The sequence below is a fragment of the Pseudomonas sp. TH39(2020) genome, from assembly GCF_016650715.1.
Classification (GTDB): domain Bacteria; phylum Pseudomonadota; class Gammaproteobacteria; order Pseudomonadales; family Pseudomonadaceae; genus Aquipseudomonas; species Aquipseudomonas mandelii_C.
In genome coordinates this window covers 759,405-776,797 of record NZ_JAEKFF010000008.1, presented here as the reverse complement: position 1 = coordinate 776,797, position 17,393 = coordinate 759,405, and the positions used below count along the sequence as shown (strand labels likewise).

Genomic DNA, 17,393 nt, shown 5'->3' with positions numbered 1-17,393 from the left:
TCCATGGATAAAAAACTGATCGTTGTCGCGGTGGCGACGTTGGCGCTGGGCATTGGTATTGGCTCGATGTGGGCGGGCAACGGCTCCATCGATGCCCACGCCGATGAAGCGGCGGAGCATGCGGACCACGCCGAAGAAGGCGCAGCAGCCGACGGCGAACATGCCGAAGGCGAAGAGGGGCATCTGACGTTGAGTGCCGAGCAGATCGCGGCGGCGGGCATTCAACTGGCCGAAGCGCGGGCGCAAAGCATCAGCCTCGGTTTGTCGTTCCCCGGCGAAGTGCGCTTCGACGAAGACCGCACCGCCCACGTCGTACCGCGGGTGCCAGGGGTGGTCGAGTCGGTGTCGGTCAATCTCGGGCAGAGGGTAAAGAAGGGCCAGCTGCTGGCGGTGATCGCCAGTCAGCAGATCTCCGATCAGCGCAGCGAACAGGCTGCGGCGCAACGGCGCTTGGCCTTGGCGCGCACCACCTACGAGCGCGAGAAGCAGTTGTGGCAGGACAAGATTTCCGCCGAGCAGGATGTGTTGCAGGCGCGCCAAGCGCTGGAAGAAGCCGAAATCGCCGTGAACAACGCCCGGCAAAAGATCAGCGTGCTCAGTGGCAGCGTGGTTGCCACCGGCGGCAATCGCTATGAACTGCGAGCGCCGTTCGACGGCATGGTGGTGGAAAAGCACCTGACGCCAGGGGAGGTGGTCGACGGAACCACGGCGGCGTTCACGCTCTCGGACTTGTCGCGAGTGTGGGTGACCTTCGGCGTTTCGCCCAAGGATCTGAACAAGGTGCAAGTGGGCAAAGCGGTCACCGTCAGCGCCCCGGAACTCAATGCGGAAGTCGCCGGCACGGTGGCTTACGTCGGCAGTTTGCTCGGCGAACAGACCCGCACCGCCACCGTTCGCGTCACCTTGGAAAACCCTCAAGGTTCGTGGCGTCCTGGGTTGTTCGTCACCGCACTGGTCGCCACCGACAGCCGTCAGGCCAACGTGGCGGTGCCGGAAGCTGCGATCCAGACCGTCGAGGACAAACCCACGGTGTTCGTGCGCACTGACGACGGCTTCGAGGCGCGGGCCGTGGAACTGGGCAGTCGTGCAGCGGGGCAGGTGGAAGTCACGCAGGGGCTGGAGGCCGGTGCGCAAGTCGCTGCGGCCGGCAGCTTCGTTCTCAAATCGGAACTGGGCAAGGCCTCGGCCGAGCACTCTCATTGAAGAAGCTCGTTGAAGATTCCCACTAAAAATGCCCATCGATTCGCACCCTCGACGAGAAGGTTCTCATGTTCGAACGCCTGATCCAGTTTGCCATCGAGCAGCGCATCATCGTGCTGCTCGCCGTTCTGCTCATGGCCGGCCTCGGGATCGCCAGTTATCAAAAACTGCCGATCGACGCCGTGCCCGACATCACCAACGTCCAGGTGCAAATCAACACCGGCGCCGCCGGGTTCTCGCCGCTGGAAACCGAACAGCGCATTACCTTTCCGATTGAAACCGCCATGGCCGGTCTGCCGGCGCTGGAGCAGACTCGTTCGCTGTCGCGTTCGGGGCTGTCGCAGGTCACGGTGATTTTCAAGGACGGCACCGACCTGTTCTTCGCCCGGCAATTGGTCAACGAGCGGTTACAGATCGCCAAGGAGCAATTGCCCGAGGGCACCGAAGCGGTGATGGGGCCGATTTCCACCGGCCTCGGCGAGATTTTCCTGTGGACCGTGGAAGCCAGGGACGGCGCGCTCAAGGACGACGGTAGCGCCTACACGCCGACGGATTTGCGGGTGATTCAGGACTGGATCATCAAGCCGCAACTGCGCAACGTCCCTGGTGTGGCCGAGATCAACACCATCGGCGGCTTTGCCAAGGAATACCAGATCGCCCCCGATCCGAAACGGCTGGCAGCCTACAAGTTGACCCTCACTGACCTGATCACAGCGCTGGAGCGCAACAACGCCAACGTCGGTGCGGGGTACATCGAGCGCAGCGGCGAGCAGTTGCTGATTCGTGCGCCGGGGCAAGTGGCGAGCACCGAGGACATCGCCAACATCGTCATGGCCAACGTCGATGGCACGCCGATCCGGGTGAAGAACGTCGCCACCGTGGACATCGGCCGCGAAATGCGCAGCGGCGCCGCCACGGAAAACGGCCGTGAAGTGGTGCTCGGCACCGTGTTCATGCTGATCGGCGAAAACAGCCGCACCGTGTCCCAGGCCGTCGCCAGCAAGCTGGAACAGATCAACCGTTCGCTGCCCGAAGGCGTGATCGCGGTGCCGGTGTACGACCGCACGCACCTGGTGGACAAAGCCATTGCCACGGTGAAAAAGAATCTGGTCGAAGGCGCGATTCTGGTGATCGCGATTCTGTTCCTGTTCCTCGGCAACATCCGCGCGGCCTTGATTACCGCGATGGTGATTCCGCTGTCGATGCTGTTCACCTTCACCGGCATGTACAGCAACAAGGTCAGCGCCAACCTGATGAGCCTGGGCGCACTCGACTTCGGCATCATCGTCGACGGCGCGGTGGTGATCGTCGAAAACACCCTGCGACGGCTGGCCCACGCGCAGCAGCATCATGGGCGTTTGCTGAACCGCTCCGAGCGTTTCCATGAAGTGTTTGCGGCGGCCAAAGAAGCTCGGCGGCCGCTGATTTTCGGCCAGTTGATCATCATGGTCGTGTACCTGCCGATCTTCGCCTTGAGCGGTGTAGAAGGGAAAATGTTCCACCCGATGGCGTTCACTGTGGTTATCGCGTTGCTCGGCGCGATGCTGCTGTCGGTGACCTTTGTTCCGGCCGCGATTGCGCTGTTTGTCACCGGCAAGGTCAAGGAAGAAGAGGGCCTGGTGATGCGCGGTGCGCGCCGGGTGTATGCGCCGGCGCTGGCGTGGGTGATGAGCCATCGGGCAGTGGCGGTGGGCGCGGCGTTGGGCGTGATTGTGCTCAGCGGCGTGCTGACCGGCCGCATGGGCAGCGAGTTCGTGCCTAGCCTCAGCGAGGGCGATTTTGCCCTGCAAGCCTTGCGCGTGCCGGGCACCAGCCTCACGCAATCGGTGGACATGCAGCAGCGTCTGGAAACCCTGATCCTCGGCAAAGTGCCGGAAGTCGAGCGCGTGTTCGCCCGCACCGGCACCGCCGAAATCGCCTCTGACCCGATGCCGCCGAACATCTCCGACAGCTACGTGATGCTCAAGCCAAAAGAGCAATGGCCGGACCCGGGCAAGTCCCGCGAAACCCTGATGGCGGAACTGCAACAGGCCGCGGCGACGTTGCCGGGCAGCAACTATGAACTGTCGCAGCCGATTCAGTTGCGCTTCAACGAACTGATCTCCGGCGTGCGCAGCGACGTCGCGGTCAAGGTGTTCGGCGATGACATGGCCGTGCTCAACGCCACCGCGGCGAAGATTGCCGCCGCCATGCAGAAGGTCAAAGGCGCCTCTGAGGTCAAAGTCGAACAAACCACCGGCCTGCCGGTGCTGACCATCAACATCGATCGCGACAAGGCGGCGCGTTACGGGCTCAACGTCGGCGATGTGCAGGACACCATTGCCGTCGCGGTGGGTGGGCGTAAGGCCGGCACATTGTATGAAGGCGACCGGCGTTTCGACATGGTGGTGCGGTTGTCCGATGCCATGCGCAAGGACATCGAAGGTCTGTCGGCGCTGTTGATTCCGGTGCCGGCACCGCTCAATGGCGCGGCTGATCAGATTGGTTTTATTGCCTTGAAAGAAGTCGCCAGCCTTGATCTGGTGCTGGGGCCGAATCAGGTCAGCCGCGAAAACGGCAAGCGCCTGGTGATCGTCAGCGCCAACGTGCGCGGGCGCGATCTCGGTTCGTTCGTCGAAGAGGCGGGCGAGGTGATCGAGCGAGAGGTGCAGGTGCCTGCGGGTTATTGGACTAGTTGGGGCGGGCAGTTCGAGCAACTGCAATCGGCGGCCAAGCGCCTGCAGATCGTGGTGCCGGTGGCGTTGCTGTTGGTGTTCGGGTTGCTGTTCATGATGTTCAACAATCTCAAGGACGGCTTGCTGGTATTCACCGGGATCCCGTTTGCGTTGACCGGCGGGGTCATGGCGCTGTGGTTGCGGGACATTCCGCTGTCGATCTCGGCAGGCGTGGGCTTCATCGCGTTGTCGGGGGTCGCGGTGCTCAACGGGCTGGTGATGATCGCGTTCATCCGCAACCTGCGGGAGGAGGGGCGTTCGCTGTCTGAGGCGATCAACGTAGGCGCGCTGACACGTCTGCGCCCGGTGTTGATGACGGCGCTGGTGGCGTCCCTGGGCTTCATTCCGATGGCGCTGGCGACCGGTACTGGCGCGGAAGTGCAGCGACCGTTGGCGACGGTGGTGATTGGCGGGATCCTGTCCTCGACCATCCTGACGCTGCTGATCTTGCCGGCGCTGTATCAGCTCGCCCATCGCCGAGACGAAGACACAGCCCCAGCAGAATAGGTGATCTTCCTGTGGGAGCTAGCCTGTTAGCGATAGCAAATCTGTCAGCCGACACTGATGTTGACTGACCCACCGCTTTCGCGAGCAGGCTCGCTCCCACAGTTTATTTGGCACATAACGGATATGTAATTTGTGCGCCACCGTTACGAAAGGTTCGGATTGTTACCTTGATCCCGTCAGCTACTTAAACGAGGAATCAAACATGAAATTCGTACAAATCAGTGCCTTTACAGCAGCGTTGGCGATGTCTTCTCTGGCCTTGGCCGAAGGCGGCGGCGATCGGACCTTCGAAAAAATGATGACCGCCAATGACCGCTCCGTAGAACTGTTCGTCGCCAAGGAACAAGCTCGCGACCCAGTCGTCGTCAATGAAAAGAAAGACGGCAACACCAAAGACTTGTAAGCGCATCGCACTTGAACAAGCCCGTCATCGAGTCTCGATGCCGGGTTTTTTTATGAGCCAGGATTGGAAGGAAATGGATATGAAAGTGCTTAAGTTAATGACGTTCGCCAGCGTGCTGACGATGTCCCTGAATGTGTTTGCCGAGGGCGGTGGTGACCGGACGTTCGAGCGGGCGCTGAGTGCCAATACCAAAGCCATGGAGCAGTACGCGGCCCGCCAGGGCAAATCGGCGCCGTTGGTCCAGGACTACGAATACGGAATGAAGCTGGACGTGGTGAAAGTGGTGAGCGTTGTGCGCCCGCCAGCTGCCTGCGCCGTAGTCCCCACCGCCATGACCTACGAAGACTCCAAGGGCCAACTCAACACCATCAAATACACCGTGGCGGGGGATTGCCGCAATCGCGGCGGCTGACACCGCCCGGATGGCCAGGACCGGATTCCCTGCAGGTGCTGCCGAACCTTCGGCAGCACCTGCAGGTTTTATTCAGGCGCACATAAAAAAGGCGCCCCGAAGGACGCCAAAGATTCACCTCTTACCAAAGGAGCAAGGAGCTTCTAAAGGTGAATGTGTATCAACCGCTCAATCAGAGAATCGCCAGCGGGTACTCGACAATCACTCGCACTTCATCCAGATCCGATTCAAACGCCGTGGCGCGAGTCGTGGCCTGGCGCAAACGCAGCGACAGGTCTTTCATCGAACCGCTCTGCACCACGTATTTGACTTCGACATCACGCTCCCAGCGCTTCTGGTCGGTCAGCGGATTGCCGTCAGCATCGCGGCGCATGTACACGGCGTTGGCGTTGGAGTAATCGGCGTCGGTGCCTCGGGCGTAACGAGTCATGAACGATAGCCCTGGCACGCCGTAAGTGGTCATGTCGAGGTCGTAGCGCACCATCCATGAACGTTCCTTGGGCGAGTTGAAGTCGCTGTACTGGATGGAGTTGTCGAGGAAGATCGAGTCGGATTGACGCAGGTAATCAAAGTCGTCATTGCCGTTGTTGCGCTGGTGTGAAAGAGCAACGGAGTGCGCGCCGAGTTTCACCCCGACCCGGGCGCTCCAGATGTTGTTGTCGAACTTGCTGAGCAGTTGTTTGCCTTCGTCGACAGCCTTGTAATAGTTCAGGCCGCCAAACAGCGACAGGTCATCCGATAGCGGGTAGGTCCAGGCAGTGCCGGCGTAGTACTGATTCCAGGCATCCTTGAGGCGGCTGGAGTACAGGCTGAAACTGAGGTTCTTGTTCAGCGCATAGTCGCCGCCGCCGTAAGCGATCCATGGCGAATTGACCGGGCCGGCATAAAACGTGGCGAAGTTCTCGCGCATGTCGCTGGACACGGGTTGGCTCATCGCATGCAACCGACCGCCCTGAACCGACAGCCCCTCGATGCTGGTGTTGACCGCCGTCACACCGCGAAAGCTCTCCGGCAGCAATCGCGAGTCACCTGCCGCCACCACCGGGTTGGCCGGGAACACGTCACCGACCTTGACCACCGTATCGAAAGCTCGCACTTTGGCGGCGCCACCCACCTTGGTGTACTCATCCCGCGCCTCGCCATCACTGTTGACTGGCAGCACATCAAACGAACTACGGCCACCGTTGCGCCCGTCACCGGTGTCGAGCTTCAAACCGATCATCGCAAACGCATCGACACCGACGCCGACAGTGCCTTGGGTAAACCCGGATTCGAACTTGCTGATCACCGCATGGGCCCAGGCTTCGGAATAACCATTGCCGGTGGGGCTGGACTGGCCGTTGCGGTGATCACGGTTGAAGTAGAAGTTACGATTGAGCACCGTCAGGCTGCTGCCCTCGATAAACCCTTCGGCTTTATCATCCGCCATCACCATGGACGGCCCGGAGCCGACCACCACCGCTAAAGCGGCCATCGACATTTTTGTATTGTTAACCATCAAACACTCCTTGGGTTCGGCAGAACGGGAACGTGCTTCGGCGTGGGTTTTATTATTCGGCGGAGAAGGCCCGCCGGCATGGTCGCCGGGTGACATCGTTGCAAGCTGCGGATAACGCCAAGGTGATGCGGGAATTACAATTTCGTTATGCGGGTGGAACGCCAAGCCATGCGGGTGCACCTCTGAAATCTGTGGGAACGAGCTTGCTCGCGAATACGGAGTGTCAGGCAATGATGATGTCGACTGACCTGACGCCTTCGCGGGCAAGCCACGCTCCCACAGTGATCCGGGGTGGCCACAGAATTAGCGAACGGCACACAACCTGTAGGAGTGAGCCTGCTCGCGATAGCGGAATGTCAGGCAATGACGATGTTGAACATGCCGACGCCATCGCGAGCAGGCTCGCTCCCACATTGGTCAGGGTGGGTCTGATAGATCCATGTGCGCAGATGTGGCTTCTACCTTTCGTAGGTATCTAGCTGGCTGTCTGACAGAGAGGTATCGATGTCATTGGGAAATACGAGTTTGCCCTTCATGGCGCCGATCCGCTTCATGGTTCTTGGATCTGATAGGAGATCTTCAATCCCCCCAAAACAAAAACGGCACCCGAAGGTGCCGTTTTTGTTTACTACCGAGTGTCGCTTAAGCGATCAACCCGCCAATCCCGCCTGCTGAACCAGCACCAGCAACGGCTGCGGGTACAGCCCGAGGAAGAACGCCAGTGCAGCGATCGCCAGCAGCATCACGCCGCCTGCACGTTGTTCCCAGTGCAGTTGCGCATCGTGACGACGCAGGTTCGGTTCGATCAGGTACAGGGTGACCATGACGCGCAGGTAGTAGAAGACGCCGATGGCGCTGCCCAGTACCAGGGAACCGACCAGCCACCATTGGTGCGACTCGACACCGGTGGCGATGATGTAGAACTTGCCGATGAAGCCCGCGGTCAGCGGGATACCGGCGAGGGACAGCATCATCACGGTCAGTACGGCGGTCAGGTACGGACGGCGCCAGAACAGGCCGCGGTATTCGTACAGGGCATCCGCGTCACGGCCGTTGTACGGCGAGGACATCAGCGTGATCACGCCGAACGCGCCGAGGCTGGTGATCACGTAGGTGACCAGGTACACGCCGATGGCTTCCACGGCCAGACCCTTGCTCGCCACCAGGGCGATCAGCAGGTAACCGAAGTGAGCGATGGACGAGTAACCCAGCAGACGCTTGAGGTTGCTTTGGGTCAGTGCCAGCAGGTTACCGAACAGGATCGACGCGATGGCGATGATGGTCAGCACGTCGCTCAGTACACCGCTGCTCGCCGCTGGCGAGATCTGGAACAGACGCACCATCACTGCGAACACAGCGACTTTCGAAGCGGTGGCCAGGAACGCCGCCACCGGAGCCGGAGCACCTTCGTAAACGTCCGGAGTCCAGAGGTGGAACGGTACCAGCGACAGCTTGAACGCCAGACCGATCAGCATCATGCCCAGGCCCAGTTGCGCCAGCGAGCTTGGCAGGCCGGTGGCCGCGAGGGCCTGGCCGATGCCAACGAAGCTCAGGCTGCCGGAGTCGGCGTAGAGCAGGGCCATGCCGAACAACAGGAACGCGGAACCGGCGGCCGACAGCACCATGTACTTGATACCGGCTTCCAGCGAACGCTTGTTGAAGAAGGCATACGCCACCAGACCGTAGACCGGTACCGAGAGCAGTTCCAGACCGATGAACAACCCGGCCAGGTGCTGCGCGCTGACCAGCACCAGGCCACCAGCGGCGGCCATCAGGATCAGCAGGTAAAGTTCTTCACGGTTGCCCGGGTAACCCGAACCGCCATCGCCGAGGTAGGCGTGGGCGAGGGTGACACAAGCGAGGGTGGCGACCAGGATCAGCGCCATGTACAAGCAGGCGAAGGTGTCGATTTGCAGCAGTGGAGTCACGGCCAGAGGCGCGACTTTCAGGGCTGGCAGGATCGACAGCAACGCCAGGTTCAGACCCGCCACGGAAATCAGGAAGGTCTGCGAGTGGTTGCGGCGCCAGGCGATCGCCAGCATCACCACGATGATCGTGGCGCTGGTGATCAACAACGGCGCAAGCGCAATAAAGTGTTGAGTCGTGAATTCCATAGCGCTCTTACCGGGCCGAAGCGAGTTGAGTGAAGGCGGTGCCGAGCCATTGCTGCACGCCATGCATCGTCGCAGCAGAGGTATCGAGGAACGGTTGCGGGTACACGCCGATGAAAATCAGCAGCGCCGCAAGCCCGACCACCATGATCAGTTCGCGACCATCCATGCCATGCAGCACCGCGTCCGATTTGGACGGGCCGAAGTAGGCACGGTGGATCATGATCAGCGAGTAGACCGAACCGAACACCAGGCCGGACGTCGCGAGGATAGTGATCAATGGAGCGCTCGGGAACGTGCCGATCAGGATCAGGAACTCACCCACAAAGTTACCGGTAGCCGGCAAGCCCAGCGACGCGGCTGCAAAGAACAGGCTGATGGCCGGCAGGTAAGCGATCTTCGACCACAAGCCTCCCATCTCACGCATATCACGGGTGTGAGTGCGTTCATACAGTTGGCCACTGAGGATAAAGAGTGCCGCGGCCGACAGACCGTGTGCCAGCATCTGCATGACCGCGCCTTGCAGTGCCAGTTGGCTGCCGGAGTAGATGCCGATCAACACGAAGCCCATGTGGGAAACGGAGGAGTAGGCGATCAGACGCTTGATGTCGGTTTGGGCGAAGGCCAGGAACGCACCGTAGAAGATCCCGATCAGACCCAGGGTCATGGCGATCGGCGCGAACTCGGCCGAGGCATTCGGGAACAGCGGCAGGGCGAAACGCAGCAGACCGTAAGCCGCCGTCTTCAACAAGATACCGGCCAGGTCGACCGAGCCTGCTGTCGGCGCCTGGGCGTGAGCATCAGGCAGCCAGGAGTGGAATGGCACCACTGGCAGCTTCACCGCGAAGGCGATGAAGAAACCGAGCATCAAAATGTACTCGGTGGTCAGCGACATCTTGGTTTTCAACAGATCGGCGTAGTTGAAGGTAATCACGCCAGTGTCGTTGAAGTTGACCAGTACCAGACCCAGGATCGCCACCAACATGATCAGGCCGGAAGCCTGAGTGAAGATGAAGAACTTGGTCGCCGCGTAGATCCGGGTTTTCTTGCCGTCCGAAGAACTGTGACCCCAGAGCGCGATGAGGAAGTACATCGGCACCAGCATCATTTCCCAGAAGAAGAAGAACATGAACAGGTCGAGGGCGAGGAACACGCCGACGACACCGCCCAGGATCCACATCAGGTTCAAGTGGAAGAAACCAACGTGACGCTGGATCTCTTTCCACGAGCAAAGTACCGAGAGGATACCCAGCAGACCGGTCAGCAGGATCATCAGCAGCGACAGGCCGTCGAGGGCCAGGTGCACGCTGATGCCGAAGCGCTCGATCCAGATGTGCTTGAACTCAAGCACCCAGGTCGGATCGGCGCCAGGTGCCGGGGCAAATGAATAATTACCGTGGGCCCACAGCCAGAGGCCGAGCGCGAGTTCCAGGGTCATGGTCAACAGCGCAATCCAGCGGGGGAGGGTAGCGCCGAAGCGCTCACCCATCCAGCACAGCAGGCCGCCGATGAAGGGGATCAGGATTAGCCAAGGCAGAATCATGACGGGCTCAATTCCTTTCGCAAGTTCGCAAGGTTCATATCAGACCGCTACCAGCACGATGGCGCCGATGACCAGCACGGAGCCGGCTGCCATCGAGGCCGCGTACCAACGCAGTTGACCGGTTTCGGTACGGCTCAGGGCGGTGTGACCGCCTTTGGCCATACGCGGGATCAGACCGATGGTCTGGTCGAGCGGGTCTCTGCGCAGTGCGTGGCTGATCGCAAGGTATGGCTTGACGAACAGTTTGTCGTAGATCCAGTCGAAGCCCCAGGCAGCGAACCACCAGGCCGAAAGGAAGCGGCCAATGCCGCTGTTGGCGATTGCAGTGACGAAACGACGCTTGCCGAGGAACAGCAGCGCGGCCAGCAGGATACCGGCCAGGGCGATGGCACCCGAGGCGATTTCCAGACTGTGCTTGGCTTCGCCGCCGGCATGGCCGACGCTTTCTGGCAGCACGCCGTGCAGTGGCGGAACGATCATCGCGCCAATGGCGGTAGACAATACGATCAGCACCGACAGTGGCAGCCAGTGAGCGATGCCGTGAGCGGCGTGCGCTTCGGTCTTCGCTTCACCGTGGAACGTGATGAAGATCAGGCGGAAGGTGTACAGCGACGTCATGAACGCACCGACCAGACCTGCGTAAAGCAGACCGTGGTTGCCGCTGGCGAACGCTTCCCAGAGGATTTCGTCCTTGGAGTAGAAGCCTGCGGTGACCAGTGGCAGGGCAGACAGCGCCGCGCCGCCGACGATGAAGCTGGCGTAGGCCAGTGGCAGTTTCTTCCACAGGCCGCCCATCTTGAAGATGTTCTGCTCGTGGTGGCAGGCAACGATCACCGCACCGGACGCAAGGAACAGCAGCGCTTTGAAGAAGGCGTGGGTCATCAGGTGGAAGATCGCGCCATCCCATGCGCCAACGCCCAGGGCCAGGAACATGTAGCCGATCTGGCTCATGGTCGAGTAGGCGAGGATACGTTTGATGTCGGTCTGAACCAGTGCGGCAAAACCGGCGAGTACCAGGGTCACACCGCCAACAACGCCAACCAGGTGCAGGATATCCGGCGCCAGGGTAAACAGGCCGTGAGTACGGGCAATCAGGTAGACACCGGCGGTCACCATGGTTGCGGCGTGGATCAGTGCCGAAACCGGAGTAGGACCGGCCATCGCGTCCGCCAGCCAGGTTTGCAGCGGCAGTTGCGCGGATTTACCGACAGCGCCGCCCAGCAGCATCAGGGTCGCCATGACCATCCAGAAGTCGCCGGCCTGGAATTTCTGCGGTGCCAACACCAGCAGTTCCTGGATGTTCAGCGTGCCCAGTTGCGCGAACAGGATGAACAGGCCGATGGCCATGAACACGTCGCCGATCCGGGTGACGATGAAGGCTTTGAGTGCCGCGTTACCGTTGTTGCGGTTGCTGTAGTAGAAACCGATCAACAGGTACGAGCACAGGCCCACGCCTTCCCAACCGAAGTACAGGAACAACAGGTTATCGCCCAGGACCAGGAACAGCATGCTGGCGATAAACAGGTTGGTGTAGGCGAAGAAGCGCGAGTAACCGGCTTCACCGCGCATGTACCAGGACGCGAACAGGTGGATCAGGAAGCCGACGCCGACCACCACACCGAGCATGGTCACGGACAGACCATCCAGGTACAGCGCGAAGTTAGGCGTAAAGCCTTCCACCGCCATCCACTGCCACAACACCATGGTGTAGTGACCGCCTTCAGGTGGCGCAACCTTGAACTGCCAGATCACATAAGCCGTGACGATGGCCGACAGGCCAATGGAACCGACGCCAATCAGCGCCGACAGGTTTTCCGAAAAACGGCCGCGTGAGAACGCCAGCAGCAGGAAACCTATGAGAGGGAATACGAAAGTCAGATAGAGAAGATTCATCCGCGCATCTCGCTGGCAGCGTCGATATCGAGAGTGTGGAAGCGGCGATACAGCTGCAACAGAATCGCCAGGCCAATACTGGCCTCGGCGGCTGCCAGGCTGATCACCAGGATGAACATGATCTGTCCATCCGGCTGCGCCCAGCGGCTACCGGCAACGATGAAGGCCAGTGCGGAGGCATTCATCATGACCTCCAGGCTCATCAGCACGAAGAGAATGTTGCGGCGGACCATCAGGCCGACCAGACCGAGGCAGAACAGGATGCCGGCGACCGCCAGACCATGCTCCATAGGGATAGCAGGCATCGTCATTGCTCCTTGGCTTCGTTGCGGCCCAAGTGGAACGCCGTGACAGCTGCGGCGAGCAGCAACATCGAGGCGAGTTCGACCACCAGCAGGTAAGGACCGAACAGGCTGATGCCCACGGCCTTGGCGTCTACGGTGGTGTGGCCGATGGCCTGACCGCTGTCATGGCTGAACAGTACGTACAGCAGTTCAACCAGCAGCAGGGTGCCGAGCGCGACCGGGCCGAGCCAGATGCCGGGCTTGAGCCAGACGCGCTCTTGCTGAACCGAGGCCGGGCCCAGGTTCAGCATCATCACCACGAACACGAACAGCACCATGATGGCGCCAGCGTAGGCGATCACTTCCAGCACACCGGCGAACGGTGCGCCGAGGGCGAAGAACGTCATCGCCACGGCAATCAGCGAAATGATCAGGTAGAGCAGGGCGTGCACAGGGTTGGTGTTGGTGATCACGCGAAGCGTGGACACAACCGCGATACCCGATGCGAAATAGAAAGCGAATTCCATCTTTCTTCCTTAAGGCAGCAAGCTCTTCACGTTGATCGGTTCGGCTTCATTCTGCGCGGCGCCTTTGGGCTTACCGGCAATCGCCATACCTGCAACACGATAGAAGTTGTAATCAGGGTTTTTGCCGGGGCCGGAGATCAGCAGATCTTCTTTCTCGTACACCAGGTCCTGACGTTTGAACTCGGCCATCTCGAAATCCGGTGTCAGCTGGATTGCGGTGGTCGGGCAGGCTTCCTCGCAGAGGCCGCAGAAAATGCAGCGCGAGAAGTTGATACGGAAAAACTCCGGGTACCAGCGACCGTCATCGGTTTCAGCTTTCTGCAGCGAGATGCAACCGACCGGGCACGCCACGGCGCACAGGTTGCAGGCTACACAACGCTCTTCGCCGTCGGGGTCGCGGGTCAGCACGATACGGCCACGGAAGCGCGGCGGCAGGTACACCGCCTCTTCCGGGTATTGCAGCGTGTCGCGCTTGCGGAAGGCGTGGCCGAAGATCATCACCAGGCTGCGAAGCTGGGTGAAGAAGCCATGCACGATGTCAAATATGTACTTCATGATTCTCTATCCTCACTGAGCCGCGACGGCGGGCGTGTTGAGCAACACGATCGCAGCGGTCACCAGCATGTTGACGAGGGTCAGCGGCAGGCAGAACTTCCAGCTGAAATCCATCACTTGGTCATACCGTGGGCGCGGAATCGAAGCGCGCAGCAGGATGAAGAACATGATGAAGAACGCGGTTTTCAGTGCGAACCAGATGAACGGGATCTGCGGCAGAATCCCGAACGGACCGTGCCAGCCTCCGAAGAACAAGGTCACAAGCAGCGCCGAAATCAACACGATGCCGATGTACTCGCCGACGAAGAACATGCCCCATTTCATGCCGGCGTATTCAATGTGGTAACCGTCGGCCAGTTCCTGCTCCGCTTCCGGCTGGTCGAACGGGTGACGGTGAGTCACGGCGACGCCAGCAATGAAGAAGGTCAGGAAACCGAAGATCTGCGGAATGACGAACCACAGGTTCTGCGCCTGGTATTCAACGATGTCGCGCATGTTGAACGAGCCAACCTGGATCACGATGCCCATCAGCGACAGGCCCATGAACACTTCGTACGACACGGTTTGTGCCGAGGCCCGCAAGCTGCCCAACAGGGCGAACTTGTTGTTACTCGACCAGCCGGCGAACAGCACCGCGTAGACCGACAGACCGGCCATGGCGAAGAAGAACAGGATGCCGATGTTGATGTCCGCCACACCCCAGGTCGGGGTGATCGGGATGATCGCGAAGGCAATCAGCAAGGCGCTCATGGCCACGACCGGCGCCAAGGTGAAGATCACCTTGTCGGCGAACGGCGGGGTCCAGTCTTCCTTGAAGAACATCTTGATCATGTCGGCCGCAATCTGGAACGCGCCGAACGGACCGACGCGGTTCGGACCGTAACGGTCCTGCCAGAGGGCGAGCAGACGACGCTCGACCCAGCTCAGCAGCGCGCCGCACACCACAACGGCGAGCAGAATCACGATGGCCTTGAGGACCGCGATGATCACGTCAATCACTTCAGGCGTGAACCAGGTCATTGAGCTGCCTCCTGCAGACCGTCAACTGATTTGCCAAAGATCGCTGGCGGAATGCCGGCGATACCGGCCGGCAATGCGACCAGACCGGCACCCAGCTCTTCGTTGATGCGCAGCGGCAGACGCAGGGTCTGGCCGGCCACGCTCAAGCTCAGCAGGGCACCGTCATTGACCCCCAGACGGTCGGCTTCGGATTTGGCCAGCGACACGTAAGCGGCCGGGATGCGCTCCTGAACCGGTGCGGCTTTGGAAGAGTTCTCTTCGCTGCCGAACAGGTGGAAGAACGGCACAACCTGCCAGGTGCCCGGAGCCGGGTTGAACGCACGTGGAACAGCAGCGAACCAGTTCAGCGAATCACCGGTGCTTTCGATCAGGCGGGTGCCCGGGTCGCCAGCACGGATGTGACCACCGACTTCGTCCTGGAACTTGTTCCAGGCTTGCGGCGAGTTCCAGCCCGGAGACCAGGCGAATGGCACTTGCTGACGCGGTTCGACCGAGCCCGAGTAACCTTCCATGGAGAACGAGAACGCGGTGTCGTTGTCCTGGGAAGTACGCGGTTCGTGCACGCTGATGTCGGCGCGCATGGCGGTACGACCGGAGTAACGCAGCGGTTCGCGAGCCAGTTTCAGGCCTTTGATGCGGAATGCGGCGGACGGTGCAGCGCTGACGATGCCGGCCAGTTGCGGAGTGCTTGCGGCACAGGCAGCGGTGACGTGGTCCAGTTGGGTCCAGTCGATCGGCTGGTTCAGCAGGGTCGAACGCAGAGCATGCAGCCAGCGCCAGCCTTCGTGAACCATGATGCTCGCATCCAGATAAGTCGGGTCGAAGACCTGGAAGAAGCGCTGGGCGCGACCTTCCTGGCTGACCAGCGTACCGTCGCCTTCCGCGAAGCTGGCGGCTGGCAGAACCAGGTGCGCGCGATCGCTGGTGGCGGTTTTCTGATGGTCCGCCACGATCACCACTTTCGCGGCGTTCAGGGCAGCATCGACCTTGGCTTTGTCGGTGCGGGTGTACAGATCGTTTTCCAGCACGACAATGGCGTCGGCCTTGCCATCGATCACGGCTTGCAGCGCGGCATCGACCGAGTCGCCACCGAGCATGGCCAGGCCGAGGCTGTTGGCCTCTGGCACGATCAGGCTGATGGAACCGTTCTTCTCGCGCAGCTTCAGGGCTTTGGCGATGTTTGCCGCGGCTTCGATCAGCGCCTTGGAACCCAGCGAGGTGCCGGCAATGATCAGCGGACGCTTGGCGGCGAGCAGGGCGTCGGCAATACGCTTGGCCAGCTCAAGAGCTTCCGCGTCCAGGCCTTCAACGGCAGGTGCGCTGGCGTCGAGGGCGTGAGCCACGGCGAAACCGATGCGGGCCAGGTCGTCTGGCGCAGCGTGAACGCATTCTTCAGCGATGTCATCGAGCTTGGTTTCAGCCAGGCTGGCGATGAACAGCGGGTTCATTTCGTGCTGACCGATGTTCTTCACCGCAGCGTCGAGCCAAGGCTGAACGCGCATGGCGTCGGCCATGTCTTCGGCTTTGCCCTTGACCGATTGACGCAGGGACAGGGCCATACGCGCAGCAGTCTGGGTCAGGTCTTCGCCGAGGACGAAGATCGCGTCGTGGTCTTCGATGTCGCGCATGTTCGGGATCGGCAGCGGGCTGTCTTTGAGTACCTGCATGACCAGACGAATGCGTTCCAGCTCAGCGGCTTCGATACCGGAGTAGAAGTGCTCGGCGCCGACCAGTTCGCGCAACGCGTAGTTGCTTTCGAGGCTGGCACGCGGCGAACCGATACCGACGATGTTGCGACCGCGCAGCAGGTCAGCGGCTTTATCCAGTGCTTCGTCGAGGGTCAGCTTGGCGCCGTTGGCCAGCTTCGGCTGACGCGGGCGGTCTTCGCGGTTGACGTAGCCATAGCCGAAACGGCCACGGTCGCACAGGAAGTACTGGTTTACCGAACCGTTGAAACGGTTTTCGATACGACGCAGTTCACCGTAGCGCTCGCCCGGGGAGATGTTGCAACCGCTGGAGCAGCCATGGCAGATGCTCGGAGAGAACTGCATGTCCCACTTGCGGTTGTAGCGCTCGGAGTGAGTCTTGTCGGTGAACACACCGGTCGGGCAAACCTCGGTGAGGTTGCCGGAGAACTCGCTTTCCAGGGTGCCGTCTTCAACGCGACCGAAGTACACGTTGTCGTGGGCGCCGAACACACCGAGATCGGTGCCGCCGGCGTAGTCCTTATAGAAGCGCACGCAGCGGTAGCAGGCGATGCAGCGGTTCATTTCGTGACCGATGAACGGGCCGAGATCCTGGTTCTGGTGGGTACGCTTGGTGAAGCGATAACGGCGCTCGTTGTGGCCGGTCATCACCGTCATGTCTTGCAGGTGGCAGTGACCGCCTTCTTCACAGACCGGACAGTCGTGAGGGTGGTTGGTCATCAGCCATTCGACGACGCTGGCGCGAAACACTTTCGCTTCTTCGTCGTCGATGGAGATCCAGCTGCCGTCGGTGGCGGGGGTCATGCAGGACATGACGATCCGACCACGCTTGTCGTTTTCGTCGGTGTACTGCTTGACCGCACACTGGCGGCAAGCGCCAACGCTGCCTAGGGCTGGGTGCCAGCAGAAATAAGGGATATCGAGGCCTAGCGACAGACATGCCTGTAACAGGTTGTCTGCCCCATCGACTTCGAGCTCTTTGCCGTCTACGTGGATAGTGGCCATGGTTCAAAGTTCTTC

At 60.7% G+C, this 17,393-nt stretch carries 13 protein-coding genes; 4 read left to right on the top strand and 9 right to left on the bottom strand.

Features of this window, described 5'->3' with window-relative positions; translation table 11 throughout:
• The first annotated feature begins 3 nt into the window (after positions 1-3).
• From JFU47_RS31865 to JFU47_RS31850, 4 genes are all read left to right on the top strand, one after another.
• Positions 4-1,203, top strand: coding sequence for an efflux RND transporter periplasmic adaptor subunit (locus tag JFU47_RS31865; RefSeq protein WP_201188328.1), 1,200 nt, complete (start codon positions 4-6; stop codon positions 1,201-1,203).
• A 65-nt stretch (positions 1,204-1,268) separates the two neighbouring features.
• Positions 1,269-4,421 carry a CusA/CzcA family heavy metal efflux RND transporter gene (locus JFU47_RS31860; protein ID WP_201188326.1) on the top strand — a complete coding sequence of 1,051 codons (3,153 nt, stop codon included), beginning with the start codon at positions 1,269-1,271 and terminating at the stop codon, positions 4,419-4,421.
• Positions 4,422-4,623: 202 nt separating this feature from the next.
• Positions 4,624-4,824 (top strand): co-regulatory protein PtrA N-terminal domain-containing protein, encoded by a 201-nt coding sequence (locus tag JFU47_RS31855; protein ID WP_201188324.1) that lies wholly within the window; start codon positions 4,624-4,626, stop codon positions 4,822-4,824.
• A 79-nt stretch (positions 4,825-4,903) separates the two neighbouring features.
• Positions 4,904-5,236, top strand: a complete 333-nt coding sequence (locus JFU47_RS31850; protein ID WP_201188322.1) for a DUF2790 domain-containing protein — start codon at positions 4,904-4,906, stop codon at positions 5,234-5,236.
• Positions 5,237-5,408: 172 nt separating this feature from the next.
• On the opposite strand, the gene JFU47_RS31845 is transcribed toward JFU47_RS31850, so the two are convergent.
• The 9 genes from JFU47_RS31845 to nuoG form a co-directional block, all read right to left on the bottom strand.
• Positions 5,409-6,734: an OprD family porin gene (locus JFU47_RS31845; RefSeq protein WP_201188320.1), complete on the bottom strand. Its 1,326-nt coding sequence runs from the start codon at positions 6,732-6,734 to the stop codon at positions 5,409-5,411.
• Between the two features lie 650 nt (positions 6,735-7,384).
• Positions 7,385-8,848: an NADH-quinone oxidoreductase subunit NuoN gene (nuoN, locus tag JFU47_RS31840; protein ID WP_033057078.1), complete on the bottom strand. Its 1,464-nt coding sequence runs from the start codon at positions 8,846-8,848 to the stop codon at positions 7,385-7,387.
• 7 nt (positions 8,849-8,855) lie between these two features.
• On the bottom strand, positions 8,856-10,388 hold the full coding sequence (gene nuoM / locus JFU47_RS31835; RefSeq protein ID WP_201188318.1) for an NADH-quinone oxidoreductase subunit M: 1,533 nt from the start codon (positions 10,386-10,388) through the stop codon (positions 8,856-8,858).
• Between the two features lie 39 nt (positions 10,389-10,427).
• Entirely contained in the window at positions 10,428-12,281 is a 1,854-nt protein-coding gene (gene nuoL, locus JFU47_RS31830; protein WP_201188316.1) for an NADH-quinone oxidoreductase subunit L, read from the bottom strand.
• On the bottom strand, positions 12,278-12,586 hold the full coding sequence (nuoK, locus tag JFU47_RS31825) for an NADH-quinone oxidoreductase subunit NuoK (RefSeq protein ID WP_007946416.1): 309 nt from the start codon (positions 12,584-12,586) through the stop codon (positions 12,278-12,280). The genes nuoL and nuoK overlap by 4 nt, the downstream gene beginning before the upstream one ends.
• A 2-nt stretch (positions 12,587-12,588) precedes the next feature.
• Positions 12,589-13,092, bottom strand: a complete 504-nt coding sequence (gene nuoJ / locus JFU47_RS31820) for an NADH-quinone oxidoreductase subunit J (RefSeq protein ID WP_008146049.1) — start codon at positions 13,090-13,092, stop codon at positions 12,589-12,591.
• 9 nt (positions 13,093-13,101) lie between these two features.
• The gene (gene nuoI, locus JFU47_RS31815; RefSeq protein ID WP_019648466.1) at positions 13,102-13,647 is read right to left on the bottom strand and encodes an NADH-quinone oxidoreductase subunit NuoI; all 546 of its coding nucleotides are present in this window, start codon (positions 13,645-13,647) and stop codon (positions 13,102-13,104) included.
• A 12-nt stretch (positions 13,648-13,659) separates the two neighbouring features.
• The gene (nuoH, locus tag JFU47_RS31810) at positions 13,660-14,667 is read right to left on the bottom strand and encodes an NADH-quinone oxidoreductase subunit NuoH (RefSeq protein ID WP_008146046.1); all 1,008 of its coding nucleotides are present in this window, start codon (positions 14,665-14,667) and stop codon (positions 13,660-13,662) included.
• The gene (gene nuoG / locus JFU47_RS31805; RefSeq protein ID WP_140680041.1) at positions 14,664-17,378 is read right to left on the bottom strand and encodes an NADH-quinone oxidoreductase subunit NuoG; all 2,715 of its coding nucleotides are present in this window, start codon (positions 17,376-17,378) and stop codon (positions 14,664-14,666) included. Before nuoG ends, nuoH begins: the two co-directional genes overlap by 4 nt.
• Between the last annotated feature and the right edge of the window lie 15 nt (positions 17,379-17,393).